Annotated in this window: 23 protein-coding genes and 1 tRNA gene; 19 read left to right on the plus strand and 5 right to left on the minus strand. The window is 60.8% G+C overall.

The window, feature by feature from the left end; all coding sequences use genetic code 11:
• Positions 1 to 128: 128 nt before the first annotated feature.
• From RRB22_05370 to RRB22_05385, 4 genes are all read left to right on the plus strand, one after another.
• On the plus strand, positions 129 to 764 hold the full coding sequence (locus RRB22_05370) for a 50S ribosomal protein L25/general stress protein Ctc (GenBank protein ID MDT8383825.1): 636 nt from the start codon (positions 129 to 131) through the stop codon (positions 762 to 764).
• 49 nt (positions 765 to 813) lie between these two features.
• Positions 814 to 1,395, plus strand: a complete 582-nt coding sequence (pth, locus tag RRB22_05375; protein ID MDT8383826.1) for an aminoacyl-tRNA hydrolase — start codon at positions 814 to 816, stop codon at positions 1,393 to 1,395.
• Between the two features lie 65 nt (positions 1,396 to 1,460).
• Positions 1,461 to 2,552, plus strand: a complete 1,092-nt coding sequence (ychF, locus tag RRB22_05380; GenBank protein MDT8383827.1) for a redox-regulated ATPase YchF — start codon at positions 1,461 to 1,463, stop codon at positions 2,550 to 2,552.
• A 189-nt stretch (positions 2,553 to 2,741) separates the two neighbouring features.
• Positions 2,742 to 2,818: transfer RNA gene (locus RRB22_05385), tRNA-Met, on the plus strand.
• Between the two features lie 154 nt (positions 2,819 to 2,972).
• Here RRB22_05385 and RRB22_05390 read toward each other — a convergent pair.
• Both RRB22_05390 and RRB22_05395 read right to left on the minus strand, forming a co-directional pair.
• Positions 2,973 to 3,518: a hypothetical protein gene (locus tag RRB22_05390; GenBank protein MDT8383828.1), complete on the minus strand. Its 546-nt coding sequence runs from the start codon at positions 3,516 to 3,518 to the stop codon at positions 2,973 to 2,975.
• A gap of 4 nt (positions 3,519 to 3,522) precedes the next feature.
• Complete coding sequence (locus RRB22_05395) at positions 3,523 to 4,035, minus strand: phage tail protein (protein ID MDT8383829.1); 513 nt, start codon at positions 4,033 to 4,035, stop codon at positions 3,523 to 3,525.
• 655 nt (positions 4,036 to 4,690) lie between these two features.
• Here RRB22_05395 and RRB22_05400 point away from each other — a divergent pair.
• The 12 genes from RRB22_05400 (at position 4,691) to RRB22_05455 (ending at position 19,820) form a co-directional block, all read left to right on the plus strand.
• The gene (locus RRB22_05400; protein ID MDT8383830.1) at positions 4,691 to 5,050 is read left to right on the plus strand and encodes a DUF2934 domain-containing protein; all 360 of its coding nucleotides are present in this window, start codon (positions 4,691 to 4,693) and stop codon (positions 5,048 to 5,050) included.
• 148 nt (positions 5,051 to 5,198) lie between these two features.
• Entirely contained in the window at positions 5,199 to 6,665 is a 1,467-nt protein-coding gene (locus tag RRB22_05405) for a potassium transporter TrkG (GenBank protein MDT8383831.1), read from the plus strand.
• Positions 6,662 to 7,327 (plus strand): TrkA family potassium uptake protein, encoded by a 666-nt coding sequence (locus RRB22_05410; protein ID MDT8383832.1) that lies wholly within the window; start codon positions 6,662 to 6,664, stop codon positions 7,325 to 7,327. Before RRB22_05405 ends, RRB22_05410 begins: the two co-directional genes overlap by 4 nt.
• A 69-nt stretch (positions 7,328 to 7,396) precedes the next feature.
• Positions 7,397 to 8,581 (plus strand): acetate/propionate family kinase, encoded by a 1,185-nt coding sequence (locus RRB22_05415; GenBank protein ID MDT8383833.1) that lies wholly within the window; start codon positions 7,397 to 7,399, stop codon positions 8,579 to 8,581.
• A 71-nt stretch (positions 8,582 to 8,652) separates the two neighbouring features.
• The gene (locus RRB22_05420; GenBank protein MDT8383834.1) at positions 8,653 to 11,037 is read left to right on the plus strand and encodes a phosphoketolase family protein; all 2,385 of its coding nucleotides are present in this window, start codon (positions 8,653 to 8,655) and stop codon (positions 11,035 to 11,037) included.
• A 57-nt stretch (positions 11,038 to 11,094) separates the two neighbouring features.
• Entirely contained in the window at positions 11,095 to 12,168 is a 1,074-nt protein-coding gene (corA, locus tag RRB22_05425; GenBank protein MDT8383835.1) for a magnesium/cobalt transporter CorA, read from the plus strand.
• Between the two features lie 151 nt (positions 12,169 to 12,319).
• Entirely contained in the window at positions 12,320 to 12,952 is a 633-nt protein-coding gene (locus RRB22_05430; GenBank protein ID MDT8383836.1) for a YchE family NAAT transporter, read from the plus strand.
• 37 nt (positions 12,953 to 12,989) lie between these two features.
• On the plus strand, positions 12,990 to 15,503 hold the full coding sequence (gene glgP, locus RRB22_05435) for an alpha-glucan family phosphorylase (protein MDT8383837.1): 2,514 nt from the start codon (positions 12,990 to 12,992) through the stop codon (positions 15,501 to 15,503).
• Between the two features lie 90 nt (positions 15,504 to 15,593).
• On the plus strand, positions 15,594 to 17,903 hold the full coding sequence (locus RRB22_05440) for a GNAT family N-acetyltransferase (protein MDT8383838.1): 2,310 nt from the start codon (positions 15,594 to 15,596) through the stop codon (positions 17,901 to 17,903).
• 46 nt (positions 17,904 to 17,949) lie between these two features.
• Positions 17,950 to 18,585: a peptide-methionine (S)-S-oxide reductase MsrA gene (gene msrA, locus RRB22_05445; protein ID MDT8383839.1), complete on the plus strand. Its 636-nt coding sequence runs from the start codon at positions 17,950 to 17,952 to the stop codon at positions 18,583 to 18,585.
• Positions 18,586 to 18,831: 246 nt separating this feature from the next.
• Complete coding sequence (locus RRB22_05450) at positions 18,832 to 19,158, plus strand: hypothetical protein (GenBank protein ID MDT8383840.1); 327 nt, start codon at positions 18,832 to 18,834, stop codon at positions 19,156 to 19,158.
• A gap of 104 nt (positions 19,159 to 19,262) precedes the next feature.
• The gene (locus RRB22_05455) at positions 19,263 to 19,820 is read left to right on the plus strand and encodes a hypothetical protein (GenBank protein MDT8383841.1); all 558 of its coding nucleotides are present in this window, start codon (positions 19,263 to 19,265) and stop codon (positions 19,818 to 19,820) included.
• Positions 19,821 to 19,862: 42 nt separating this feature from the next.
• On the opposite strand, the gene RRB22_05460 is transcribed toward RRB22_05455, so the two are convergent.
• Positions 19,863 to 20,174 carry a hypothetical protein gene (locus RRB22_05460; protein MDT8383842.1) on the minus strand — a complete coding sequence of 104 codons (312 nt, stop codon included), beginning with the start codon at positions 20,172 to 20,174 and terminating at the stop codon, positions 19,863 to 19,865.
• Positions 20,175 to 20,357: 183 nt separating this feature from the next.
• The gene (locus RRB22_05465; GenBank protein MDT8383843.1) at positions 20,358 to 21,701 is read right to left on the minus strand and encodes a sodium:alanine symporter family protein; all 1,344 of its coding nucleotides are present in this window, start codon (positions 21,699 to 21,701) and stop codon (positions 20,358 to 20,360) included.
• A gap of 216 nt (positions 21,702 to 21,917) precedes the next feature.
• Between RRB22_05465 and RRB22_05470 the strand changes: the two genes are divergently transcribed.
• Positions 21,918 to 22,445 (plus strand): acyloxyacyl hydrolase, encoded by a 528-nt coding sequence (locus RRB22_05470; protein MDT8383844.1) that lies wholly within the window; start codon positions 21,918 to 21,920, stop codon positions 22,443 to 22,445.
• Between the two features lie 96 nt (positions 22,446 to 22,541).
• Here the strand turns inward: RRB22_05470 and RRB22_05475 are convergent, their stop codons facing one another.
• Positions 22,542 to 22,913: a response regulator gene (locus RRB22_05475; GenBank protein ID MDT8383845.1), complete on the minus strand. Its 372-nt coding sequence runs from the start codon at positions 22,911 to 22,913 to the stop codon at positions 22,542 to 22,544.
• Between the two features lie 321 nt (positions 22,914 to 23,234).
• Between RRB22_05475 and tsaA the strand changes: the two genes are divergently transcribed.
• Together tsaA and RRB22_05485 are read left to right on the plus strand one after the other, a co-directional pair.
• Complete coding sequence (tsaA, locus tag RRB22_05480) at positions 23,235 to 23,951, plus strand: tRNA (N6-threonylcarbamoyladenosine(37)-N6)-methyltransferase TrmO (GenBank protein ID MDT8383846.1); 717 nt, start codon at positions 23,235 to 23,237, stop codon at positions 23,949 to 23,951.
• A 271-nt stretch (positions 23,952 to 24,222) separates the two neighbouring features.
• Positions 24,223 to 26,610 (plus strand): PAS domain S-box protein, encoded by a 2,388-nt coding sequence (locus tag RRB22_05485; GenBank protein ID MDT8383847.1) that lies wholly within the window; start codon positions 24,223 to 24,225, stop codon positions 26,608 to 26,610.
• The last annotated feature ends 19 nt before the right edge of the window (positions 26,611 to 26,629 follow it).

Raw genomic sequence — 26,629 nt, forward strand, 5'->3', positions numbered from 1 at the left:
GGTAGTGTCGTGAATAATCTTCACACATGCCGGTAGGAATACTTCCCCTTGGTCGCAAAGGGGGAGTGAACGCAAAGATCGCACAGCAGTGCGGTCTTTCTTGAAACACTAAAAGTTGGAGAAATATCATGTCAGTCGATTTTAATATTACTGCCGAAAGCCGTTCGGACGTGGGGAAGGGTGCGAGCCGCCGCCTGCGCCGTGACGGTAAAGTTCCGGGCATCATTTATGGTTCCGGTAAGGACCCTGTTTCCGTGATCACCAACCACAGCGAGTTGTTGCATCACCTGGAAAATGAGGCCTTTTATTCACACATCCTGACGCTCAAGCTCGACGGCAAGGCCGAAAAGGTTGTGCTCAAGGATCTGCAACGTCACCCGGCCAAACCACGCTTGCTGCATGTGGACTTTATGCGTGTCAGTGTCAGCGACGTGATTCACATGCAGGTTCCGGTGCATTTCATCAACGAAGATGTTTCCGTCGGTGTCAAGTCCGGCGGCATGGTGTCGCATTTGATGAATTCCATTGAGGTTGTCTGTAAGGCGCAGGATCTGCCGGAATATTTGACGGTAGATATCGCCGCACTGGAAGAGGGAGCCTCCCTGCATCTGTCGGACATCGTGCTGCCTAAGGGCGTCACTATCGCAGCCCTTACCCATGGCGAGGATCACGATCTGCCGGTGGTGAGTATTCATACTCCCAGAGGCGGTGGCGATACTGAGGCTGCTGAAGGCGAAGCGGCTGAAGGTGGCGAGGCCCAATAGTCAGCCCGCTGTTTTTAGCGCGGACGATCCGCAAAAAGAGAAGCCGACCTTGTCGTCGTGTGTGCAACTGATCGTTGGGCTGGGTAACCCCGGCCCAAAGTATGAGCAAACACGACACAACGTCGGCTTTGTCTTTGTGGACCAACTGGCGCGCAGCAAAGGCGCGCCCTTCAAGCTGGAAAGCAAGTTTCACGGCGAGGTGTGCAAGGTATCACTGGCCGGAACCGATGTCTGGTTACTCAAACCCACTACCTTTATGAACCTGAGCGGCAAGTCGGTTGCTGCGCTGGCAGGGTTTTACAAGATCGCGCCTGAATCCATATTGGTGGTGCACGACGAGCTGGATATCCCTCCGGGTCAACTCAGGTTGAAACGGGGTGGTGGTCACGGCGGCCACAACGGCCTGCGTGACATGATTGCCCAGCTGGGCAACAAGGAATTTTTACGTCTACGCGTCGGTATCGGCCATCCTGGGCACAGCCGGGAGGTGTCGGACTATGTGTTGGGCAAGGCATCGCCTGACGAGCGGATTGAGATTGAGGCAGCTGTCGATGAGGCATTGCGCACCCTACCGCTGATTCTCGAAGGTGAAATGCAGGCGGCCATGAATCATCTGCATAGCCGTAAATAGCCGTTCAGCGGCAGATTTTCATCCTCGGCAGTAACCATCAATAAACGAAATTAGAGAAAACGATCATGGGATTTAAGTGTGGAATCGTCGGTCTGCCCAATGTGGGCAAATCTACCCTGTTTAATGCGCTGACCAAGGCGGGTATTCAGGCGGCCAATTATCCCTTCTGCACCATCGAGCCGAACGTCGGCGTGGTGCCCGTGCCGGATCCCCGCCTGGAGGCCCTGGCGGAAATCGTCAAACCTGAACGGGTGTTGCCCACCACGATCGAGTTTGTCGATATCGCCGGCCTGGTGGCCGGCGCCTCCAAGGGCGAAGGTCTGGGTAACCAGTTTCTGGCCAACATACGCGAGACCGATGCCATCGCTCATGTGGTGCGTTGTTTTGAGGACGATGACGTGGTGCACGTGGCGGGCAAAATTGACCCGCTGGGCGATATCGAGGTCATCAACACCGAGCTGGCGCTGGCGGATCTGGAATCGGTCGACAAGGCCATCAACCGTGTCGGCCGGGTCGCCAACTCCGGCGACAAGGCCGCCAAGACCAAGCTGGCCCTGTTGCAGAGCATCAAGCTCGAACTGAATGAGGGCAGGCCGGTGCGGGCCATGGGGCTGGACAAGGAACAGCTGTCGATGTTGGGCGACATGTTCCTGCTCACCGCAAAGCCTACCCTGTATGTCGCCAATGTGGCCGAAGACGGCATGGAAAATAATCCCCTGCTGGATAAGGTGCGCGAATTTGCCGCCACCGAGGGTGCGGGGGTGGTGCCGGTGTGCGCCGCGATTGAATCCGAACTGTCGGAGCTGGACGATGCCGAACGGGATGAATTCCTGCAGGAACTGGGCCTGGCAGAGCCGGGGCTGAACCGGGTTATCCGCGCCGGCTATGCCCTGCTCAACCTGCATACCTACTTCACTGCCGGAGTGAAAGAGGTACGTGCCTGGACAGTGCCCGTAGGGGCCACGGCCCCCCAGTCGGCTGCGGCGATACACAGCGATTTCGAAAAGGGCTTCATCCGTGCCGAGGTCATCGCCTATGACGACTTTATTGCCTGCAAGGGTGAACAGGGCGCCAAGGAGGCCGGTAAGTGGCGCCTGGAAGGCAAGGACTACATCACCCAGGATGGTGATGTAATGCACTTTCGTTTCAACGTCTAGGAGGCTGTCGGGTTTAGGTGGATAGTGGGCCGCTCCCCCCGCTTCCGCAGCCAATTCATCCTAAATCCGACAGCCTCCTATATTATCGCGGTTTCTCCTCCCGCAGCGTCCCGCAAACTGGACAACAGTGGCCGGAAACCATACAATTTCGCCTCTTTTAAATCCGCCCCGCCGGATTGTCTGTTAAATGGCTACATAGCTCAGCTGGTTAGAGCACATCACTCATAATGATGGGGTCCCTAGTTCGAATCTAGGTGTAGCCACCAAATTCCCTCTCACGATCTTCCGGGTTGTCAAAAAACAGCCTGGAAATTTTTGTGCCATTCTGTGGCTATTGCATATGCGACCGTTGCGAGTCTTGCATTCAGATTGCCAACCTCCCAAGGTATTTAGCGGCAAAAAGATCTGAGCACGCAGTGCTTAGGTCTGAATCAGCTGCGCATTCCGATGGCGATATTGTTGATAGGCGGTCAATGCGGCCTGGCCCAGGGCATTGCCGCGAAGATCCTGCTCGGTGAGTACGCGCAGGGTAAGATCCACGCTGGCGTGGATGGGTTGAAGCTGGCTGTTATGGAGGAGCTCTTTGATCGTCAGCCGCTGTAGGCTCACCGGGATGATCCTCGCGCCGTAGGTCAATACCAGCAGCCCGGCCTTGCGTGATGGTGTTAACCAGGCGGGTAGATTGATCGGTAGTGGTTTTGAGGTTCGCGCCAGGAGTTCCTCCAGTGCCGCGATGTGTGGATAGATGCCGGTTTCCATCGCCGTTGGCAGGCCCTGTTCCATTCCCTGCATGGCATTCAGCACCAGCGTAAAATGAATCGATTCGCTCAGGGTTTTGGTCTGTTCGGTGTAGGCCTGGCGGCGGGTCAGCCTTTCGGGGTTGAATTGAAATACCACGCGTTGCTCGGGTTTTGCAGACGCATTCAGGTAACTCAACTCACCCTTGATAATTTTCGCGGATGGCATGGGATCAGTAACCGGGCTCAGTCGGTTCTGTCACAGCCGTGTCCCGTTCCCAGCCTTCATGCACAAGGGTGATGGACTGAATGGCCACTTCGGGGCTGTTCGCATCCAGGTCAGGCAGTGCCGTGTAGTCACTCACCCAGCAGCGATAAATTCTATAGCTCAAGACCACCTGGCCAGCCTCGTTCATCAGCTCAAGGATGATGTCCTTGCGAAAATCTTTTAGCGAAACCTCGGAACCCAGACCGGCACCAAAATTCCAGACCTTGCCGGCCCAGTTCTCGAATTCGGGATCGTGGGTCACGCCGCGCTCTAGGATGATCGGATCGTAATGGGTGAAGCCAGGCATCTGGCGAGACAGGCTGGGGTCGCCGCCCTGACGCCACTCGATCACGTCGGTATGGCGTGAGAGTCCGCTCACCACGCTGATGCCGGCCACATAGCGGCCGTCCCATTTGACCCGGAATTTGAAATTCTTGTAGGGATCGAAACGATGGGAGTTGACACTAAATTCTGCCATGGTTGCTTCCTTTCTTTAATTAGGCCGCGAATACAATTGCTGCGCGATCATTCGATGATGGTATGAAATATTCGGGCGAAGTATATGTCCGGGTCACTGTGTTGTCTCCCCCACACACCGGTCCCCTGATGCGCAGGTGGGTGCCTTGCGTCGGATGCCAAGTGCTGAGAGCCTGTGAAAAAATCGTCGACCTACTGCGGACGTCGCTTTTCGGCTGCAACGGTGTTGCGCTACGTGAAAACGGCGGTCATTTGGTTCACCAAACTTCCTTGTTTTCACGTAGCGCGCCTTGTTTCGCTCGAAAATCGACGCCCTCGCTACGGCCGTCGATTTTTTCACAGGCTCTGAGTGCTGAGTAAAGAGCGTTCAGACGTTTCGGGAGTGGGTATTTTCCATTCTGCGCACTGTGGGAGCCGAGCCCCCTCGGCGATTCAATCTCAACAATTTCACTAACCCGACCCATCGGCCAGGGGGCTGGCCTCCTACTCAGCACCCACACACTAAGCACAAACGGCGCGATGCCCTCCGGTTATTGCGCCCAAAGATCGGGCCACTTTAATGGCGGGTGCGTCTAGCCAGGGCGACCGGCGTGCACTACATTCTAGGTGTGCTATCGATAGCAAATTTGGAAACAAGGTAACTAGGAGAACGACCCATGGTTCGGCAGACGCAGCAGACGAAGAAAGAGACCGCAAAAAAGCCGGCGGTTAAAAAACCGGCAGCAGCAGCGAAGAGCGCAGACAAGAATGCAGCAAAGAGTGCAGCAAAGAGTACGGCAAAAAGTGCGACAAAAAGCGCAGCAAAGGCGACAGACACCACAGCAAAGGCCCCGGCAAAAAAGGCGACCGCCGGGCGCCAGAAGGCGAGGGCTGTTACGCCTGAGCAACGCCAGCAGATGATCGCCGAAACCGCCTACCATATTGCCGCAGGGCGTGGTTTTCAGGGTGACGACGCGATGGGCGACTGGTTGCAGGCGGAGATGGAGGTGGATGCCCGGTTCGCCGAGCGGCATTGATGCAGTAGCGGCAGGCACGGCACCTCTACGGCACCTCTGTTGAAATGATAGAGGTGCATCGGTCGCGCCACGAGGTCGCTACGACAGGTGCCATTGGTGCCTGATACCCTTTCAATATCAGCATAAAAGAGTCAGCGGACGCACGCGCATGGAACAACGCATCAGTGTCCTGAGCTATGCCGTCCGTGGCCGGGTGATCCTGAAATACGGCGGTCAGCTGGCCTTGATGCTGGCGCTGTTGACCCTGGCGCCATTGGGTTTTTCCCTGCTGGAGTCGGAGTGGGCGCGGGCGCTACGTTACGCGGTTATCTGCGTGGGCCTGTTGCTGGGGGGCGGCTATCTGGCCCGGTTGTCGGCACCGGATCGCCTCCAGGCCAACGAGGCGCTGAGCATCGTCGCTGCCGCCTTCCTGCTTTCTCCCCTGTTGATGTCCTGGCCCATGATGGCCGGCGACATCGGCTTTGTGGATGCCCTGTTCGAAGCGGTTTCCGGGGTGACCACGACGGGGTTGTCGACCCTGGGGAGTGTCGAGCATCGCCCGGCCGGCTTTCTGTTCGCCCGAGCCTGGATGCAGTGGTATGGCGGCCTGGGGATTGTGGTGTTGTCGGTGGCCCTGCTCATGGGGCATCACATTGCTGCCCGGCGGCTGGCCGATCCGGCGGGCAGTGGAGAGATGCTGGTGGGCACTGTGCGGATCCATGCGCGACACAGTCTTATCGCCTACCTGGGGCTGACCCTGCTGGGGCTGGTGGTGGTCTGGCCCCTGACCGGTAACGGTTTTGATGCCCTGCTGCATGTCCTGGCGGCGGTCTCCACCGGCGGGTTTTCCCGTTTTGACGCCAGTCTGGCCGGGCTGGGGTCGATGGCCGCTGTGGCGATCATGGCGATCTCGTTTCTGGGCGCGGTCTCGCTGCCGCTATACTGGCGTGTGATCCAGGCAGGATGGGGCGGGGGATGGCGCACCCTGGCCGGTGATGTCGAATTACGCGCTCTGCTCGGTGGCGCGCTGCTGGTGAGTGCCCTGCTGAGCGGGCTGGCCTGGCAGCATGGCGTTGAGGCGCCCTGGTATCACGGGCTGATGATGGGCTTTTCCGCCCAGACCACCACCGGTTTTGGCACCCTGCCGGTGGCGGAGATGGATCCCGTCTCGAAGCTGGTGATGATCATGTCCATGCTGGTGGGCGGCAGCATCGGCTCGTCCGCCGGTGGGTTTAAGCTGCTGCGGCTGCTGATCCTGTTGCGGATGCTGCAATTGATGATACGCCGTTCCAGCATGCCGACCCATGCCGTGGCCGAACCCTATCTGGCCGGGCAGAAACTGGAAACCGATGACCTGCTGCGGGCCCTGCAGCTGATCCTGTTATTCATCGGCATCATGTTTCTCTCCTGGCTGCCGTTTGTGGCGCTGGGCTATGACCCCCTTGATGCCCTGTTCGAGGTCGCCTCGGCGACGGGCACGGTGGGCCTGAGCACCGGCATCGCCCGACCGGAGCTGGAAACCGTGCTCAAGGGCGTATTGTGTTTCGACATGCTGGCCGGGCGTCTGGAGATTGTTGCCCTGCTGGTGGTGTTGTATCCACGGAACTGGTTGGGACGACGGGAGGAGTCGACATGAGAGCGGTATTCATCGGCGCGGGAGAGCTAACGGCCCTGACCGCGCAGGAATTGATCAACAACGGTTATGAGGTGGTCATTATCGAAAAGGATAAGGCGCGCATTGATGAATTGACTGAAGCACTGGATGCCGGGTTCATCGTCGGTGACGGGAGCAAGCCGGCAATCCTGCGCGAAGCGGATCCCGCCGCAACGGACTTTCTGTTCTGCCTTTCCGGCAACGACCAGAGCAATATCATTGCCAGCCTGGTGGGCCGCTCGCTGGGATACCGGCGGGTGGTGACCCGCATTGAAGACCCGTCTTACGAACACATCTGCATCGAGCTGGGGCTGGAAGATACCATTATCCCGGACAGCACCATGGCTCGCTATCTGGCGGACCTGTGCGCCGGGCAGAATCCGCTGGAGGTGTCGGCCCTGATCAAGGGCGATGCACGGGTCTTCTCCTTCGTCGCCGATAAAGAGGATGAGAGCCCGATTGCCGCGCTGAAACTGCCCGATGATTGCCGGGTGATCTTTCTCTACCGCAATGAGGCGCTGGTGCTGCCCGAGGCGGATACCGCGCTAAAGAAAGGCGATGAGGTGGTGCTCATCGCCCACAGCAAGGCCCTGCCTGAGCTGAAGGAACGCTGGGGTCACGTGCCGGATGCGCCGGCCCAATAAAAACCCAGCTTGGGTTTAGGGTATCCATTGCATGTATCGCAGTCATAAGACATTACCAGGAGAGTACTGATGCAGGATGCGATTTTGGTGATCAACGCCGGCTCTTCCAGTATCAAGTTTGCGGTTTATTCCCGGGCCGCGGCGAAGAAAGAGCCATGCCGTCTGTATCATGGCAGTGTGGCCGGTATCGGGGCGCAGGCGCGCTTTCGCACGAGCCAGGCCGGGCAGGCGGACAATCCTCCCCACGAACAGGAAGTGGACGCCGGGAACCATGCCCAGGCGCTGACGATCATCCTCGAGTGGCTGGAGCAAACGGCCAGCGGGATGCGCTTCGTCGCCGCCGGCCATCGTGTGGTGCATGGCGGCGCGCACTTTTCACAGGCGGTGCGCATTGATAACAAGGTGCTGGAACAACTGAAGGGACTGGTGGTGCTGGCGCCGCTGCACCAGCCCCACGCCCTGCAGGCCATCGAGGCGCTGCAGGCGCAACGCCCGCAGCTACCGCAGGTGGCCTGCTTCGACACCGCCTTCCATGCCACCCTGCCGCTACGGGAACAGCGCCTGCCCCTGCCCCGCGCGCTGGCCGGGCAGGGGATACGGCGGTATGGGTTCCATGGTCTGTCCTATGATTACATTAGCCGTGTCCTGCCGGACCATCTGGGCGAGGGTGCCGACGGCAGGGTGGTGATCGCCCATCTCGGCCACGGGGTCAGCCTGTGCGCGCTCAGGGACAGGCAGAGCATCGCCACTACCATGGGCCCGACCCCGCTGGATGGCCTGCCCATGGGTACCCGCAGCGGCGCCATTGATCCGGCCATCGTGCTCTATCTGTTGCGGGAGGGCAGGACGGCGGAGGAGATCTCCGATCTGCTGCATCGCCAGTCCGGGCTGCTGGGCCTGTCGGGGATCAGTGGGGACATGCGTGAGTTGCTGGCCAGCAAGGAGGCCGCGGCGGCGGAGGCGGTGGATTATTTTTGTTACCGCATCTGGCGTGAACTGGGCTCGCTGGCGGCGGCGCTGGGCGGCCTGGATGCCGTGGTCTTCACCGGCGGCATCGGGGAACATGCCGCGCCGGTGCGGGCCGCGGTCTGTGAGGGCAGCGCCTGGCTGGGGGTGGAGATCGATGCCGCGGCGAATCGGGCGCAGGCCGTGCGTATCAGCACGGATCACAGCCGGGTATCGGTGTGGGTGATCCCCACCGACGAGGAACAGGTGATTGCCCGGAGCACGGCGGCGATCCTGTTTGGGGATTGAGAGCCGGTGAATGGCGTTGCCTAACACCCATTCACACAGACAAGGAGGGTCAACACATGGACGAGATAGTGATGAAAACAGAGATGAAAACAGACAGCCAACCCCTGAGCGCGGAGATGCTGGCGCGCATGCATGCCTACTGGCGGGCGGCCAATTATCTCTCGGTCGGGCAGATCTATCTGCTGGACAACCCCCTGCTGCGCCAGCCGCTGACGCTGGAGCATATCAAGCCCCGGCTGCTGGGCCACTGGGGGACCACGCCGGGGTTGAATTTTATCTACGTGCACCTGAACCGGCTGATCAAGGCCCAGGATCTGAACATGATCTACGTGGCGGGACCGGGCCACGGCGGGCCGGGTATGGTGGCCAATACCTATCTGGAAGGGACCTACACCGAGCTGTTTCCCAACATCACCCAGGATGCCGCGGGCCTGAAAAGGCTGTGCAAACAGTTTTCCTTTCCCGGCGGCATCGGTAGCCATGTGACGCCGGAAACGCCGGGCTCGATCCATGAGGGCGGCGAGCTGGGTTATTCCGTGTCCCATGCCTTTGGCGCGGCCTTCGATAACCCGCAGCTGGTGGTCGCCTGCGTGGTGGGCGACGGGGAGGCTGAAACCGGGCCGCTGGCCACCGCCTGGCACTCCAACAAGTTTCTCAACCCGATCACTGACGGCGCGGTACTGCCCATCCTCCACCTCAACGGCTACAAGATCGCCAACCCCGCCCTGCTGGCACGCATCAGCCCCGAAGAGTTGCAGAGCCTGTTTGTCGGCTACGGTTACAGGCCCTATCTGGTGGAGGGTTCCGACCCCGAACAGATGCACCAGAAAATGGCCGCCACCCTGGATGTGGTAATGGCCGAGATCAGGGCCATCCAGCAGCAGGCGCGCCAGTCGGGCATCGCCACGCGCCCGCGCTGGCCCATGATCATCCTGCGCTCACCCAAGGGCTGGACCGGCCCCAAACAGGTGGATGGCAAAAAGGCCGAGGGCTCCTGGCGTTCGCACCAGGTGCCGTTCTCCGACATGTCGGTCGCCTCGGGACACCTGCAACTGCTGGAGCAGTGGCTGAAGAGTTATCGACCCGAAGAACTGTTTGATGACAGCGGTCGCCTGTTGCCGGAACTGGCCGCGCTGGCGCCACAGGGTGAACGGCGCATGGGCGCCAATCCCCATGCCAATGGCGGGCTGCTGCTGCACGATCTGAGGCTGCCCGATTTTGCCGACTACGCGGTGGCCGTGGACCAACCCGGTCAGGTGGTGGCGGAGGCGACCCGGGTGATGGGACAGCTGCTGCGCGACGTGATGGAGCTCAATGCCGAGCAGCGCAATTTCCGCGTGGTCGGCCCCGATGAGACCGCCTCCAATCGTCTCGGTGCGTTGTTTGACGAAACTGATCGCACCTGGATGGCCGAAACGCTGCCTGATGATGACCATCTGGCGACGGATGGCCGGGTGATGGAGATCCTCAGTGAACACACCTGCCAGGGATGGCTGGAGGGCTATCTGCTCACCGGTCGGCACGGGTTTTTCTCCTGCTATGAGGCGTTTATCCATATCGTCGACTCCATGGTCAACCAGCACGCCAAGTGGCTCAAGGTGAGCAAGGAGATCCCCTGGCGGCGTCCCATTGCCTCGTTGAATTATCTGCTGACCTCGCACGTCTGGCGTCAGGACCACAACGGTTTTTCCCATCAGGACCCCGGCTTCATCGACCATGTGGTGAATAAAAAGGCCGACGTGATTCGCGTCTATCTGCCGCCCGATGCCAATACCCTGCTCTGCATCACGGACAAGTGTCTGCGCTCGCGGGACTTCATCAATGTCATCGTGGCCGGCAAACAACCGCAACCGCAGTGGCTGGATCTGGCGGCCGCCATCCGCCACTGCACCGCCGGTATCGGCATCTGGGAATGGGCCAGTAATGACCGGGGCGCGGAGCCGGATGTGGTGATGGCCTGCGCCGGGGATGTGCCGACCCTGGAAACCCTGGCGGCGGTCGACCTGTTGCGCCAGCAGATACCCGAGCTGAAAATTCGGGTGGTCAATATCGTCAACCTGATGACCCTGCAGCCGAAGGAGGAACATCCGCACGGGCTGTCGGACAAGGAGTTCGACAGCCTGTTCACCACCGACAAGCCCATCATCTTCGCCTATCACGGTTATCCCTGGCTGATCCATCGGCTGTGTTATCGTCGTACCAACCACCGCAATCTGCACGTGCGCGGCTACAAGGAGGAGGGCACCACCACCACCCCCTTCGACATGGCGGTGCTCAATGATCTCGACCGTTTCCATCTGGTGGGCGATGTGATCGATCGCGTCCCCAAGCTGGGCTATGTCGCCGCCTATACCAAGCAGTTTATTCGCGACAAACTGATCGAGCACCAGCACTACATCCGCCAGCATGGCCAGGATATGCCGGAGATACGTAACTGGAAATGGCCGCATAGTTAGGCCGCAGTTTTCACTAGTACTCCATCATATTAGGTTGATGGAGTACAAGGATACCCAATGAGTTTTTTTACCAAACGCTATCATCCGCCGGGAACCCCGCCGGGTACCCTGACCGCACCGTCGGTGACGGCGGCTGCACCGCTACAGATACGGCTGGTCGATTTTTCCGCGCAGCAGATCGCGGTCCGCGAGGAGGTGAGCGTCGCGGACTGTGTCCCCTACCTGCAACGCACCACTGTCACCTGGGTGCATGTGCAGGGCCAGCCTACAGAGGCGGTGCTGCGTGAGCTGGGGGAGAGCTTTCATTTGCATGCCCTGGCGCTGGAAGATGTGCTCAACAGCGGCCAGCGGCCCAAGCTCGAAGCCTTTGATGACCAGCTATTTATCGTTATGAGTCTGCCGTTGATGCGGGACGGTCTGGTCGAGGTGCAGCAGGTCAGCCTGTTTTTTAACGGTACTTTCCTGGTGAGCTTCTGTGCGGGGGACTTTCCCCCTTTTCAGATGATCGTCACGCGCCTGCAGGACAGCAGTAGTCGGTTGCGCGCACGGGGTGTCGATTTTTTATTGTACAGCCTGCTCGATGTGGTGATTGATCAGGGCTTTCCGGTGCTGGAAAATTTTGGCCTGCAGCTGGAGGAGGTGGAGGAACAGATTCTCGATGCCGCCAGTCGCGACACCCTGGAGAAGATCCATCTGCTCAAGCGCGAACTGATTCTGCTGCGGCGCATGTTGTGGCCGCAGCGCGAGGTGATCAACCAGTTGCTGCGCGATGACCATGTGCTGGTGCAGGACACCACCCGGATTTATCTGCGTGACTGCTACGACCATACTATCCAGGTGATGGACCTGCTGGAGACTTATCGCGAGATGACCGGCAGCATGCTGGATATCTACCTGTCCAGCGTCAGTGTCCGCATGAACGACATCATGCGGGTGCTGACCGTGATCGCGACCATCTTTATCCCGCTCACCTTCATCGTTGGCGTCTATGGCATGAACTTCGATCGCGCCGCCGGCCCCTGGAGTATGCCCGAGCTGGGCTGGCCCTACGGCTATCTGCTCATATGGGGGGTGATGATCGCGGTGGCGGGATTGATGCTGGTATTCTTCCGTCGTCGCGGCTGGTTCTGAGGGAAGGCTCGCAGCCTAAATGTGTTAACGCTGTCCAGCACCGTGGTGTAACGCATACGTCATAATCCAGATCTATCATTCCAGTGGGTTAAACTCGCAGCTTAAACCTGCAACATACGCCCGCAACTTAAGCCGTAGAGACAAACAGCACATGCTGGATTACGCAGAGTACATCAAAATATTTATTGGCCTGCTGGCGATCGTTAATCCGTTCGGGGCGATACCGCTGTTCATCAGCATGACTGCCGAGGAAAATGCCCGGCAGCGTCGTACCACTACCAAGATGGTGGCCCTTGGGGTGGGCATCATCCTGCTGGTGGCGCTGTTTTTCGGCGAGTGGCTGTTGCACTTTTTTGCCATCACCATCGACTCCTTTCGCGTCGGTGGCGGTATCCTGATCCTGCTGATGGCGATCGCCATGCTGCATGCGAAAACCAGCCAGATCCGCCAGACTGTGGAAGAGGCCGACGAGTCCATCGAGAAGGAATCGGTGGCCATCGTGCCCCTGGCCATGCCGTTGCTGGCCGGGCCCGGCGCCATCAGTACCGTGATCCTGGCGGCGCACAAGTCCAGCGGCGTGGTCCATTACCTGGCCGTCGCGCTGGGCATTGTTGTGCTGAGCCTGGTGGTGTGGGTCGTGTTGCGGGTGTCGCCCTGGATCACACGGCGCATCAGTGCCACGGGGATCAATATCTTCACCCGCATCATGGGGCTGATCCTGGCGGCGATTGCCATCGAGTTTATCGCCAACGGCCTCAAGGGACTGTTTCCGGCGCTGGCCTGAGCGCCTATGTATTGAGGGAACATCGAGAGAACCGAGTATGCAGACCAACCACTATTTTCCCCGCGCCCTGCCCGAACCCCTGCACGGTCTGGCGACCCTGGCGCTGGACCTGCGCTGGAGCTGGAACCATGGCGCCGATGCCCTGTGGCGACAGGTGTCGCCTGAGCTGTGGGAGGCGACGGCCAATCCCTGGTTGATTCTGGAAACGGTCTCTGACTCGCGTCTGCGAAAACTGGCCAGCGATGCCGGATTCATCGAAAAACTGCAGCAACAGCTCGATACGCGCGAGGACCATTTTGTTGAGACATCGTGGTTCACCGAAAGTATCGGCACTGCCTTTACTGGTTATGTCGCCTATTTCAGCATGGAGTTTGGCATCTCCGAATCGTTGCCGATTTACTCCGGTGGGCTGGGCGTGCTGGCGGGAGACTATCTGAAGACCGGCTCAGATCTCAACGTACCCTTGATCGGGGTCGGCCTGCTCTATCAGCAAGGCTACTTCCGTCAGGCGATCAATCCTGTCGGCGAGCAGCTGGAGTTTTATCCCTATAACGACCCGACCATGTTGCCGATCGTACCCTTGCGTGACGATAGCGGCGAGTGGGTGCGGGTGACGCTGGAGCTGCCGGGGCGGCCCCTGCGCCTGCGCACCTGGCGCGGTCAGGTGGGGCGTCGTACCTTGTTATTGCTGGACAGCAATGATCCGCTCAATGACCCCGGCGACCGCGCCATCACCAGCGAACTCTATGGCGGCGGCGAGGAGATGCGTCTGCAGCAGGAGATGGTGCTGGGCATTGGCGGCTGGCGACTGCTGCAGGCCCTCGGTATCGACGCCCCGGTGTGCCACCTCAATGAGGGTCATGCGGCGTTTGCGATCTTCGAGCGCGCCCGGCAGTTCATGCAGGACACGGGGCAGCCATTTGCGGTGGCCCTGCGCGCCACCCGAGCGGGCAATCTGTTTACCACCCATACGCCGGTGGCGGCGGGTTTTGATAGTTTCAGCGCGGAGCTGTTTGCCCTCTATTTCCGGGACTACGCGGCCCCGCTGGGCGTGGAGCTGGAGCAGCTCCTGCGTCTGGGTCGCCTCGATCCCGCCGACAGCGGCGCGCCCTTCAACATGGCCTACCTCGCGGTGCGCGGTGCCGGCGCGGTCAACGGTGTGAGCCGCCTGCACGGCGCGGTCAGTCGACGCCTGTTTCAGCCGCTGTTCCCGCACTGGCCGCAGGCCGAGGTGCCGGTGGGTCATGTCACCAATGGCGTACACATGCCGAGCTGGGACTCGGCATGCGCCGATGCGTTGTGGACCGAGGCCTGCGGCAAGTCCCGTTGGCGCGGCACGCTGGATGACGTGGAGATAGAGCTGCGCCAGGTGTCCGATGAGGACCTGTGGCGATTTCGCGTCGAGGGACGCCGGCAGCTCATCGAGTTCCTGCGCAAGCGGCTGGTCCGCCAGCACCGTGGCCGCGGCGTGGCCCGGGCGAGGATTCAGGAGTGTGACTCCTTGCTCGACCCCGATGCCCTGACGCTGGGTTTTGCCCGGCGTTTTGCCGAGTACAAGCGCCCCAACCTGCTGCTACAGGATGCGCAGCGGCTGGTGCGACTGCTCTGCAATCGCGATCGGCCGGTGCAGCTGGTGATCGCCGGCAAGGCCCATCCCCAGGATACGGTGGGTAAACAGCTGCTGCACCAGTGGCAGAATTTCCTGGAAGACAACGGCATGCACGAGCGGGTGGTGTTCGTCGAGGATTACGACCTGGGAGTGGCCGAAAAACTGGTGCAGGGGGTGGATGTCTGGATCAACACCCCCCGCCGTCCCTGGGAGGCCAGCGGCACCAGCGGCATGAAGGTGCTGGTCAATGGCGGGCTGAACCTGTCGGAGCTGGACGGCTGGTGGGCCGAGGCCTATGCGCCCGAGCTGGGCTGGGCGCTGGGGGATGGTCTGGAACATGCCGATATCGCCGGCTGGGACGCCGCCGAGGCGGAGCAGCTCTATCGGCTGCTGGAGACCGAGGTGGTCCCCTGTTTCTATGAGCGCGATGCGGCCGGCCTGCCCAGCAAGTGGGTGGGCCACATGCGCGAGAGCATGGGCAGCCTGACCGCGCAATTCTCCTCCAACCGCATGCTGCGGGAATATACTGAGCACTACTATCTGCCCCTGGCCGCCGCCTATCGCCAGCGTGCCCCCGAGGCCGCCGCTGCGCTGGAGGACTGGCACCAGCTGCTCGCGCAGCACTGGCAACGCATCCACTTTGGCAGCGTCACCGCCACTGCGGTCGAGGCCGGTTATCGGTTCGAGGTGCAGGTGTATCTGGACGATCTGACCGCCGAGGCGGTGAGTGTTCAGCTCTACGCCAATCCCCTCGACGACGGTCCGCCGTTTTGCCAGGCCCTGCAACGCGGCGAGCGGCTGGCCGGGGCGAGCAATGCCTATATCTATCAGGGCAGCGTGCCCGCAGACAGGCCGGACACCGATTACACCCCGCGCATCATCCCCGCCCAGACCGGCGCGACCGTTCCCCTCGAGGCCGGTTTTATATTGTGGTACCGGTAACAGCAACGGTGAGCGCGACGCTAAGCGCGCGGGTAGTGGCATCGCCGTGGCCGGCGGTAGCGGGCAGACCGGCGGTGATATGATGCGCCGATGAACCGCTCGCCGACCGTACTGGACACGCCCCCCTCGGACACCCTGAGCACATGGCTGGCGCGGCTGCGCGCCGCGCGTCATCGCGGCACCCTGGTGTTTGCCGGCGAGGCCGACGGGTGCCGGCAGGCGGCAGCGCAGACGGTGCGGGATGCGCGGCTGGCGCGGGTCAGCTGGATATCCGGGGTGGTCCATCCAGGGATACAGGCAGGGGCACCGGCAGGGATGGAGGTGCTCGCCGCCAGACAGGCCCGCGGCCTGCTTGGCCAGGAGCGTGACCTCATCGTGTTTGATGCCCATGCCGGTTTTGACGCCGATGCCTTCGGCGCGGTGAGCGGCAGTATCGTGGGCGGCGGACTGTTAGTGCTGCTGTGTCCGCCGCTGGAGGCGTGGCCGCAGTGTGCCGACCCGGCGGCCGAGGCCATCGCGGTGTGGCCGCACACCATCCATGACCTGCCCGGGCGTTTCCTGCAGCGACTGTCGCGCCTGCTGGGACAGGCCATCGCGGTCGGTGGGCAGACGGTGCTGGTCAGCGCCGACGGCCAGAGGGACGCGGCGGTGCAGGCGATGCTGGACTCGGCGCCGCCCCCGCCAGCATTGTCACTGGACAATAAACCACCCGCTGCGCCGCCCGAGGCAGGGATGCGCAGCGCCGATCAGCAGGCGGCGGTGGCGGCGATCGAACACGTGCTGCAGGGCCATCGCCGCCGCCCCCTGGTACTGGTGGCGGATCGCGGACGGGGCAAGACGGCGGCGCTGGGCATCGCTGCGGCGCGGCTGATGCGCGGCGCGGTGCAGGGGCCGGCGGCGGCCGGCCCGCACCCGATGGCATGCTTTCGCGTCGTGGTGACCGCGCCGCGGCTGGCCGCGGTAGCACCGCTGTTTCAGCATGCCCAGGGGCTGCTGCCCGGCGTCATCGCCCATGCCGGTCACCTGCAGTGGGGGGCGGCCGAGCTACGGTTTGTGGCACCAGATGAACTCTGCGCCGCCCTGCCAGCGGCGGACCTGCTGCTGGTGGATGAGGCCGCGGCCATTCCGGCGAGCCTCCTGCAGACCCTGCTCCGGCACTATTCCCGTCTGGTGTTTTCCACCACCACCCACGGCTATGAAGGCACGGGGCGGGGGTTCGCGGTGCGCTTCCGCCAGACCCTGGAGGCGCAGGCACCCGGCTGGTCAGAGCTGATATTGCGCGAGCCGATCCGCTGGGCCGGCGATGATCCGCTGGAGCAATGGGTGTTCGACAGCCTGCTGCTGGACGCCAGTTGCGCGGAGGATGGCCGCGTGTCGGCGGCCGCGCCCGGCAACGTGCAGGTGGAGCGCCTGGCGCGTGACCGGCTGGCGGCCGACGAGCCGTTGCTCAAGCAGCTGTTTGGTCTGCTGGTGGTGGCCCATTACCGCACCCGGCCCAATGACCTGCGCAACCTGCTCGATGGCCCGGGGCTGGCGGTCTACGCCATGCGCTATCAGGGGGCGGTGGTCGCCACCGCCCTGGTGGCGATGGAGGGCGGATTTGATCGGCCCCTGATTGAGGCGATGGCGGCCGGGCGACGCCGCCCGCGGGGGCACCTGATCCCCCAGTCGCTGGTGACGCACCTCGGCCTGCGGGCGGCGGGTGGGCAACGCTGCGCGCGGGTGATGCGCATCGCCGTGCACCCCGCCGTGCAGGGGCGTGGCCTGGGCCGTGGCCTGTTGCGGCATATCCGCGCTGAGGCAACGGCCCAGGGTGCGGACCTGATCGGCGCGAGTTTTGGCGCCACCGCGCCCCTGCTGAGATTCTGGCGGGCGGAGGACCTGTGGCCGGTGAGGCTGGGTTTTCGTCGCGACCATGCCAGCGGCGAACATTCGGTGATGGTGTTGTCGGCCCTGAGTGCGGCAGGGGCGTCCGTGCTTGCCGCGGCGCGGGGTTGCCTGCGGGCCGACCTGCCGCAGACCGTGGCGAATGCCCTGTCTGATCTGGACCCCGCCGTGGTCGCCCTGCTGTTGCAGGACCGGCCCGGGGAGTCCGACCACGAAGACCCCGTCCCCAGCGCCCGCGACCACGACAATGTGCGCGCCTTTGTAGAGGGCGAGCGCAGCTATGAGGACTGCCTCGCCTCCCTCTGGCGCTATACGCTGTGGGCCCTGCGCGCGCCGACAACATCACTGACAGATCCGCAACTGACCATCCTGGTCTGCCGGCTGTTGCAACACCATTCCTGGGCGCAGCTGGCCCACGCCACTGGCCTGGCCGGAAAGGCCGAGCTGAAGGGGGTCCTGCAGTCGGCCCTGCGGCAGCTGCTGTCATCCACTATTAAAGAGGACAAGCTATGACATCCATCAGCTTCACGGGCCGCAGTCTGCGGCGGCGCGGGCTAGCATGAGCCGCCGGGATTCGCCCGCCATGCCCCGTGCGGAACAGGCCCTGCCGGGACGGGATAGCGCCATGCCGGTGGCGGAGCGTCACGCGGTGCTCGGCCACCCGCTACAGGAGCCGTTCCCGGCAGGCCTGCAGCTGGCGATGTTTGGCATGGGCTGTTTCTGGGGGGCGGAAAAATGCTTCTGGCAGCAGCCGGGCGTGTACTCCACCGCGGTGGGCTATGCGGCGGGTTTCACCCCCAACCCGACCTATCAGGAGGTGTGCAGCGGCCAGACCGGTCACAACGAGGTGGTGCGGGTGGTGTTTGATCCACAGCAGATCGCGTATACCGAGTTGCTGTGCCTGTTTTGGGAGGGGCATGATCCGACCCAGGGGATGCGCCAGGGCAACGACCGGGGCACCCAGTATCGCTCGGGGATTTATGTCTATGATGACGCCCAGCGGCGGCTGGCGGAACAGGCGCGGGACCGCTTCCAGCAAGCACTCACCGCGGTGGGGTTTCCGCCCATCACCACCGAGATCCTGCCCGCGCCGCCGTTTTATTTTGCCGAGGACTACCACCAGCAATACCTGGCAAAAAATCCCGCGGGGTATTGTGGCATGGGGGGCACCGGGGTCAGGCTGCCGGCACAATGAAGCGGACGCCTGGGTCGGGCGCGAGCCTCCATCCTGGCTTGTCGGCGTTACGGCATGTGGTTACACTTTCGGCCTGAAAAAAGCAGCGGATGGCGGCATGGCTCGTGGCAGGACAAGGGGTAGCGAGGACCAGCATTCGAGGCAGACATCGCGCCGCTGTTTAGCGCATAGGGTAAGGCGCGGCTTTTACGGCATGAACAGCAACGGCATAAAAGCAATGCGGCATGCACCAATTGAGAGGCAGAAATGATACACGATCAGTTAAGAGGTTTTGATGAAGAGGTGCCGAAATGGGATATCGCCCTGGCGGCGCTGGTCAATGAAGAGGTGCAAAAGCTGGGGCGCGGTCTGCGTATCGCTGATTTCAAGCGCCTGGCCGCCGACCATGCGATACGTTTCGACGACATCATGGTCACCCTGTTTGAGCTGGTGATCAATGGAGAATGGCGCTACGAACATCCCGATGGCGTGGAGCAGCCCATCAGTCGCGACGAGGTGGAAAAGCTGTACGTCGGCGGTCGCCTGGTGGATGCGGATGTGGATGAATATGTGGGGCTGTGGCTGCCGGCATAGGTTACCGGTATAGCTTAGTAGTAGAGGCAGGGTCGGCCCGTGCAGAGGCGGCATGGGGATACCCGACCTGAATCGGTTTTTCGGCATTGGCCAATGGGACGATTATGACATTGAATAGACTCAGTCGGGCTGCCGCGCGTGCCGGTGGCCTTTTTCTTTTGACGGGGATGATGGTGTTGTCGGCGAATGCGGCGGCAGAGCCCTTTGCCTCGCGGCCGCAGATCCCGGCCGAGGTGGGCGACAGCTATCAGGCACAGAGTGCCCGTGACGCGGTGATCCCCGAGCAGGCGCAGGTGGGTGTCCCCGCCTATCCGGGTGCGGTGATCATTCGCACCTTTGCGGTGAAAGAGCGGCCACCCAAATACGAGGGCCTGTCGATCCTTGAGCTGATTTCCACCGATGACTATGAAACCGTCATCGCCTTTTATAAGGACCAGCTGCCGACGTGGAAAAATGCCGAGCTACTGTCGGCCTATTATTTTGCCCAGCACGGCAATCTCAACTTCTTCAAACCCGAAGAGCCCCACGTGGGCATCCACAAGATGGAGAACTATTATCGGGCGGGGGATAAGGAGTTGCTGCGCAAGCTGCTGCCGGGCGCGCAGACCCTGATCAAGGTGTTTTACGGCGAAGGCCTTACCGCCGCCACCACCGCCCCGTAAAGGGGTCGGCCCGGTGGGGCGGAGGACTCTAACTAATAGCGGTTAGTGCTGGGCGGCTTCCTTGTTCACCCACACCTGCACCTGACCGGCATCCTTGTCCAGCGCCCGGCGGCCCTTGCGGCTTTGCTTGCTGACCATCTCCAGGTCGCCACACTTTGGACACTTGGTGGTGTTGAATTTGACCAGGTGGTAAAGGGTCCATGCGGCCGGGATGGCCAGCGCCGGCATCAGGCCGGTCATCAGCGCGAAACTGCCGACAATCCCCCAGATGAAGGCATCGACCAGGAAGCTCTCAATACACTGTTTGACGGGTTTGCCCTCAAAACCACAGGACGTACAGACGCGATCTTTCATGACATTGCTCCAGCTAGATTAATGAATATTAATATTCGAGATTACTAATTTGCGGCGCATGATAAGGCATGGATTCGGCTTTGGCCAGTGATTGGCCACAATTTAACCATTGAAGTTTTTTATCCCTACACCGAATCTGTGTATGGGTGAAGGTGGCCGGAGAGGCCGAATAGTTGATTGAATTTATTGGGTATTTTTCGAGAAGTGGGCGCGGGTCAGCTGGAAGACCACCGGGCTGAGCGCCACCAGGGCGATGAGGTTGGGGATGGCCATGAGCCCATTGAGCACGTCGGCCAGCAGCCAGATGATCTCCAGTTTGCCCAGTGCGCCGACCACAATGGCGGCGAGCCATAGCACGCGATAGGGCAGGATGACGCGGATGCCGAACAGGAATTCGGCGCAGCGTTCGCCGTAATAGCTCCAGCCGAGGATGGTGGTGAAGGCGAAGACCGCCAGGCCGAAGGTCACGATATGAGCACCAAAGTCGGGCAGGCCGCTGCTGAAGGCCAGCATGGAGAGGGCGGCGCCGGTTTCACCGCTGGTCCAGGCGCCGGTGAGGATGATCACCAGCGCGGTCATGGTGCAGATAATGATGGTGTCGATGAAGGTGCCGAGCATACCGATCATGCCCTGCTGCACGGGGTCATTGGTACGCGCCGCGGCGTGGGCAATGGGGGCGCTGCCCAGACCGGCCTCGTTGGAGAAGATGCCGCGGGCGACGCCGAAGCGAATGGCTGCCCATACCGCCGCCCCGGCAAAGCCGCCGGTGGCCGCCGTGCCGGTGAAGGCGTCGCCGATTATGCTGCCCAGTGCCGCCGGCACCTCGCCGAGGTGCGAGACAATGATCCATAGCGCCCCGGCCACATAGGCGAGGGCCATGAACGGCACCAGGCGGGCAGCCACCACGCCAATGCGATGGATGCCGCCGAGAATCACCACTGCGGCCAGCAGCATCATGACCACGCCGCTGATCCAGTCGGGGACGGCGAAGGCACTGCCCATCGCGTCGGCCACGGAATTGGCCTGCACCATGTTGCCAATGCCAAAGGCGGCAATCATGCCGAACAGGGCGAAGGCAATGCCCAGCCATTTCCAGTTATTGCCGAGACCGTTCTTGATGTAGTACATGGGGCCGCCCACGTAGCGACCGCGCTCATCGACTTCACGGTATTTAACCGCCAGCAGGGCCTCACTGTATTTGGTGGCCATGCCCAGCAGTGCGGTGATCCACATCCAGAAAACGGCGCCGGGTCCGCCGAGAAAAATCGCGGTGGCGACGCCGGCGATGTTGCCCGTGCCGATGGTAGCGGCGAGCGCCGTCATCAAGGCCTGAAAAGGGGTGATGTCGCCATTGGCGGTGGAGGCCCGCCCGCGCCACAATAGCGCGAAAGCCGCGAGCAGATGCCGCCAGGGCATGGCCCTGAGGCCGACGCTGAGGAATATGCCCGTGCCCAGCAGCAGCACCAGCATCATGGGGCCCCAGATCAGCCCACTGATGGTATTCAAAAATTGAGTGATGGCCTGCATGGTTTGTTTCTCCCCACGGATACAGACGGGCTGTATCGATGGCAGTGTCTGGATCCCGCTGGGGCGCTTGGTTATACTTCCGGCTTCTGTAAAATCATACGGTATCGTAAGTTTATGCGCCTTATTGCTTTAGCATCAAGATCCACCCTGATTGTATTTTCACTTTTCCTTTTTATCCTGCCTCAGGCGCATGCCAATCAGCCCATAGAGTCCTTTTTGTGGAAGGCCTCCGCGGCGGCGACGGCGGTGTTGATCGCCACCACCAATCCGCTTCAGGCTGACAGGGTGTCGATGGAGCTGGGCGGGGGCGAGCATGTGTATGTGGTTCGCGCCGGCGCGGAATGGGACTGGAATGACAATCTGATGACCGTCTTTGGCTGGCGATTAAGCACCTATTGGCAGTTAGATTTTTCCAAATGGCAGAGTACCCGGGATGCCAGTCAGGATGGCGCCAATGTCACCGTGGGATTTACGCCGATGTTCCGGTTTACCGGCCGGACTGGCTATATCGAGCCCTATCTTGATGTGGGCGTAGGCGTGTATCTGTTTACCGTTAGTCGCCTGGAAGACCATGAATTTGGTTCTAACTTCCAGTTCTCGGATCTGTTCGGTGTAGGAATGCGTTTCGGTGAGCGTAAGCAATGGGCCCTGGGTTACAAGTTTCAGCACTATTCCAATGGTTCGGTGCGGGTGCCGAATCACGGCATCAACTTCAATTTCCTGACCCTGTCCTACAAATATTGACGGCAGTCTGTTGCCATCGTGCTGACCGGCATTCTACCTGTCAGACAGTGGGGGCACAGGGCGATTTTGGTCTGGCGCAGGTGCCGCGTGGCAGTTTCAGACAGCCTTTAGTTTGAGGGTGTCGAAAATGGTGGCAAAGAATTGACCGCGATCGACGGGCTTGGTGAGAAAGGCATTGGCGCCCACCCGTTTTCCCCAGAACTGTTCGGTAGCCTGCTGTTCCCCGCTGACGATGATGATGGGAATGTGTGAGGTGGACTCCGCCTTGCGAATCTGCCGCGTTGCCTGAAAACCATTGAGCCCCGGCATTACCACATCCATCAACACAAGATCCGGCAGATCCGCCTTGGCCCTGGCCACACCTTCGATGCCATTGCTGGCCGTGATCGTTTTAAATCCCGCCTGGGTAAGCACCTTGGTGAAGGCGGCGACCACGGTGCGTGAATCATCAACAATCAGGATTGTCAGATCGTAGCCCCCCTCGGGGCGTGCGCGCTGTCGGCGTTCCTTGAATTTGTTGGCCTCGGTGGAGCGTTTGAACAGGTTTTTAAAGGTGAAGCGTTTCATTGACGAGGCTATCCTGCGCTGGGGATTCAGGTTCTAAGGCAGGCCATCATAGAGTCAGCCAACCACTGAATTCAAATTTGGTGTATTTTGCGTGATATTGCGCCGCCTGCGCCAGCGTTATCGATCATGGCCTGGGTGCAGAAGCCGAGGCCGACACGGGTGTGCAGCGACGGTTGCGCGGCCGCGCAGCGATGAGTGATGAGACCGAAACGACGAGACTTGATGATGCCCCTTTCTTTCCAGCCCATTGGCGTAATCCATTCCTGTTTTAAGGAAAAGTTTGGCATCCCCCGCCAGCCGGGTTTGGTGACGGCGGCGCAGGCAACACTGGAATTATATGCACCCTATGACTGTCCCGAGGCGCTGGCCGAGCTGGAGGGTTTCTCGCATATCTGGGTGGTGTTCGTGTTTCATCGAGCGCTGCGTGAGGGCTGGAAGCCGACGGTTCGGCCGCCGCGCCTGGGTGGCAACCGACGCGTAGGGGTGTTCGCCTCACGCGCCCCGTTTCGGCCGAACCCCATCGGCCTGTCAGCGGTGGAACTGGAAGCTATAGATTGCCGATCCGGGCACTGCCGATTGCAGCTACGCGGTGCCGACCTGCTGGATGGCACGCCGGTGCTGGATATCAAGCCCTATGTGCCCTATGCCGATGCCTTGCCCGAGGCACGGGGCGGGTTTGCCGCACAGGCGCCGGTATCCGGTCTGACGGTGGGCTTTAGTGAGTTGGCGGAGCGGCAATGCGCCGCCCTGGCGGCCGACATCCCCGACCTGCGGCTGCTGATCGAACAGATACTGCAGGCCGACCCACGCCCGGCCTATCGCGCGGATGACGAATCGCCGCAGACCTTTGGCATGCGTTTGTATGACGTTGACCTGCAATGGCGGGTAACGGGTCATCGCATCGAGGTGCTGGCATTGCGGGCGCTGAGCGAGTTGTAAAATTTGTGTCTGCGGCTCAAGGTTTTTACGTTATGCTCGATATAGATATCCGAAAAATGAAAATAGTCACAGGTATCAGCTTCACGGATGAACCTGTATTGGCCCACTGATTTGGGCACGCCAGTGCGGGGACGGAGGTCTTGAGTGCTGGCGGTTTTATTAGGGGTATTCGGAATGTCTGCTGCGCCAATGGGTGTTCCCGTCATCTATGTCACAAGCTAGCTTGAATTTGTCCTCTCAGCATCACGCCGTCGCCTCGATTGAGCGTTGTGTGCGAGCCAATTTCCCCGGAATCCGACGTCAGCTGCCCTACGGCGAGCATATTGTGTTTGCGCATGATGTCGATAATGGCTGCCTGTCGATGGTGGTGCATGGTTCGAAAAGCGTGCCATTTGATGCGCAGATTGCGATCCCGGTTGACGGTTCATCGATCATTCCCCGGGTGTTTGCTGCCGGTGGCGCCGCGGCCTTCGAGTTGTCCGCCCCGGTGCCTGAGGAAGAGTCCGCGTTTGCGGCATTGTTTTCTATCGTAAAGTTGCTGGCCGTACCGGTGCAGGCGGCAGGCACGGTGTACGCAATGATGATTGTCGGTCGTGCCGATGCCGATCCCCCGTTTTCTGACAAGGAAATTGCCGGTGTGGATCAGTTGGCCCGGCAGCTGGCGAATCGCCTGGCGGAATATCTGAAAAACGAGCGGTTGGAGGCGGGCGCCTCGGCGCCGCTTCCTTCATCTCATGCGGTGGTGGATGTTGAGCATGAGATGCAGCGGCAGGAGCGTTTTCGGCTGCTAAACGAAATGGCCTCCTGCCCCATCGTGTTGCTGGATGAGGCCCTGACGGTGATGGAGGCCAATACGGCCGCAACCACACTGTTCAACACCGATGCTGATACGCTGATCGGTGCTCAGCTGGATGGCTACTTTTCCGATGGCGCCCAAAGCCTGAAGGCCCTGCGTGATATTCGACACAATGGCGCCACCTATTTCGAGGCGGTGATCCAGCGGCCGGGCGAGGCGATAGTGTATGTCGACGTGCATGCCAATCTGTTGATGCTCAACAATGCGCCGATGATCAAGGTGTTTCTGCGCGATGTCACCGCGCGCAAGACAGCGGGTTATGACCTGTTGCGTGCCAATCAACAGCTGACGCATATTCTTGAATCCACCAATGATGCCTATCTTTCCGTGAGCGCGGATTACGTGATCGAATACTGTAACCAACAGGCGGAAAAATTATTTCAGGTATCGCGCCATGAGGTGCTAAACAGTGTGCTGTGGGATCGGTTTCCCGGCCTGTCCGCAACCTTTGTAGAGCAGTTTCAGAGCGCGATACAGGACGATGTGCAGGTCGCCTTTGAGGCCTATTACGCACCGTCCGACACCTGGGTGGAGACACAGGCCTACCCGCATCCCAGCGGCCTGTCGGTATTTTTTCGCGACATCACCGAACGTCGGCGTGCCGAAAATCTGTTGCGGGGACGCGAACTCCATTTTCGGGCCCTGCTGGACAATATGATGGATGGGGTGATGACCATTGATGCCAATAGCATCGTGCAAACCTTCAATCCGGCGGCGGAACATATTACCGGTTACCTGGCCAGCGAGGTGGTGGGCAACTGTGTCAGCCAGTTCGCCTGTGACATCAATACGGGCGCCTGCGAGCCCGGTCTGTGGCATTTCCTGGGGCAGGAGCAGCTGGCCGATGTGGGCAGGCGACACGAGATCCAGCTTGCCCGCAAGGACAATACGCGCTTCCCGGTCGAGGTCTCGGTAGCGGAAATGCAGATCGGCGATAACTGGAGTTATATCGTTACGCTGCGCGACATCAGTGAAAAGAAACGGGCCGAGGATGAACTGCACGCCCACCGTCATCAGCTTGAGGAGCTGGTGCGTGATCGCACCGCCGATCTGCAGATCCTGCGTGAACAGGCCGAACAGGCCAATCGCGCGAAAAGCACCTTCCTGGCCAATATGAGTCACGAGCTGCGTACCCCCCTGAATGCGATTATTGGTTATAGCGAGCTGCTGAATGAAGATGCCCGCGCACTGGGCGCCAACGATCTGGCGGATGATCTGGAGAAGATCTATTCCTCAGGTCACCATCTGCTGAAGCTCATCAATAGTATTCTGGACCTCTCCAAGATTGAGGCCGGCAAGATGGAGATACATCTGGAGCGGTTCAGTGTCGCCGATATGGTGAAGGATGTGGTGAGCACTGCCGGCATGCTGGTGAAGGAAAATAACAACCGGTTGCTGGTCAGCTGTGAGGGTGAGCTGGGTGAAATGGAGGCCGACAGCATGTGGGTGCGTCAGTCAATTTTGAATCTGTTGAGCAATGCGGCCAAGTTTACCCGCCAGGGCACGGTCGAGCTGAACGTGTGCCGCACCGACGATGATGATGGCGGCACCCTGTTTTTTACCGTGACCGATAGCGGCATGGGGATGAGTGCCGAGCAGGTGTCCGGCCTGTTTCAGGCATTCCAGCAGGCGCACAGCCACCGCTCGGGGCAGTTTGGCGGCACCGGTCTGGGGCTGGTCATCAGCCGCACGCTGTGCCGGACGATGGGCGGCGATATTCATGTGAGCAGCACAGAGGGCAAGGGCTCGACGTTTATTGTCAGCCTGCCGGCGGTGGTCACGCTGGAAAACGACTGGTCCTGATGGTTGGCGGGCGGCCATT

This window comes from Gammaproteobacteria bacterium (assembly GCA_032250735.1).
Lineage (GTDB): Bacteria > Pseudomonadota > Gammaproteobacteria > SZUA-152 > SZUA-152 > SZUA-152.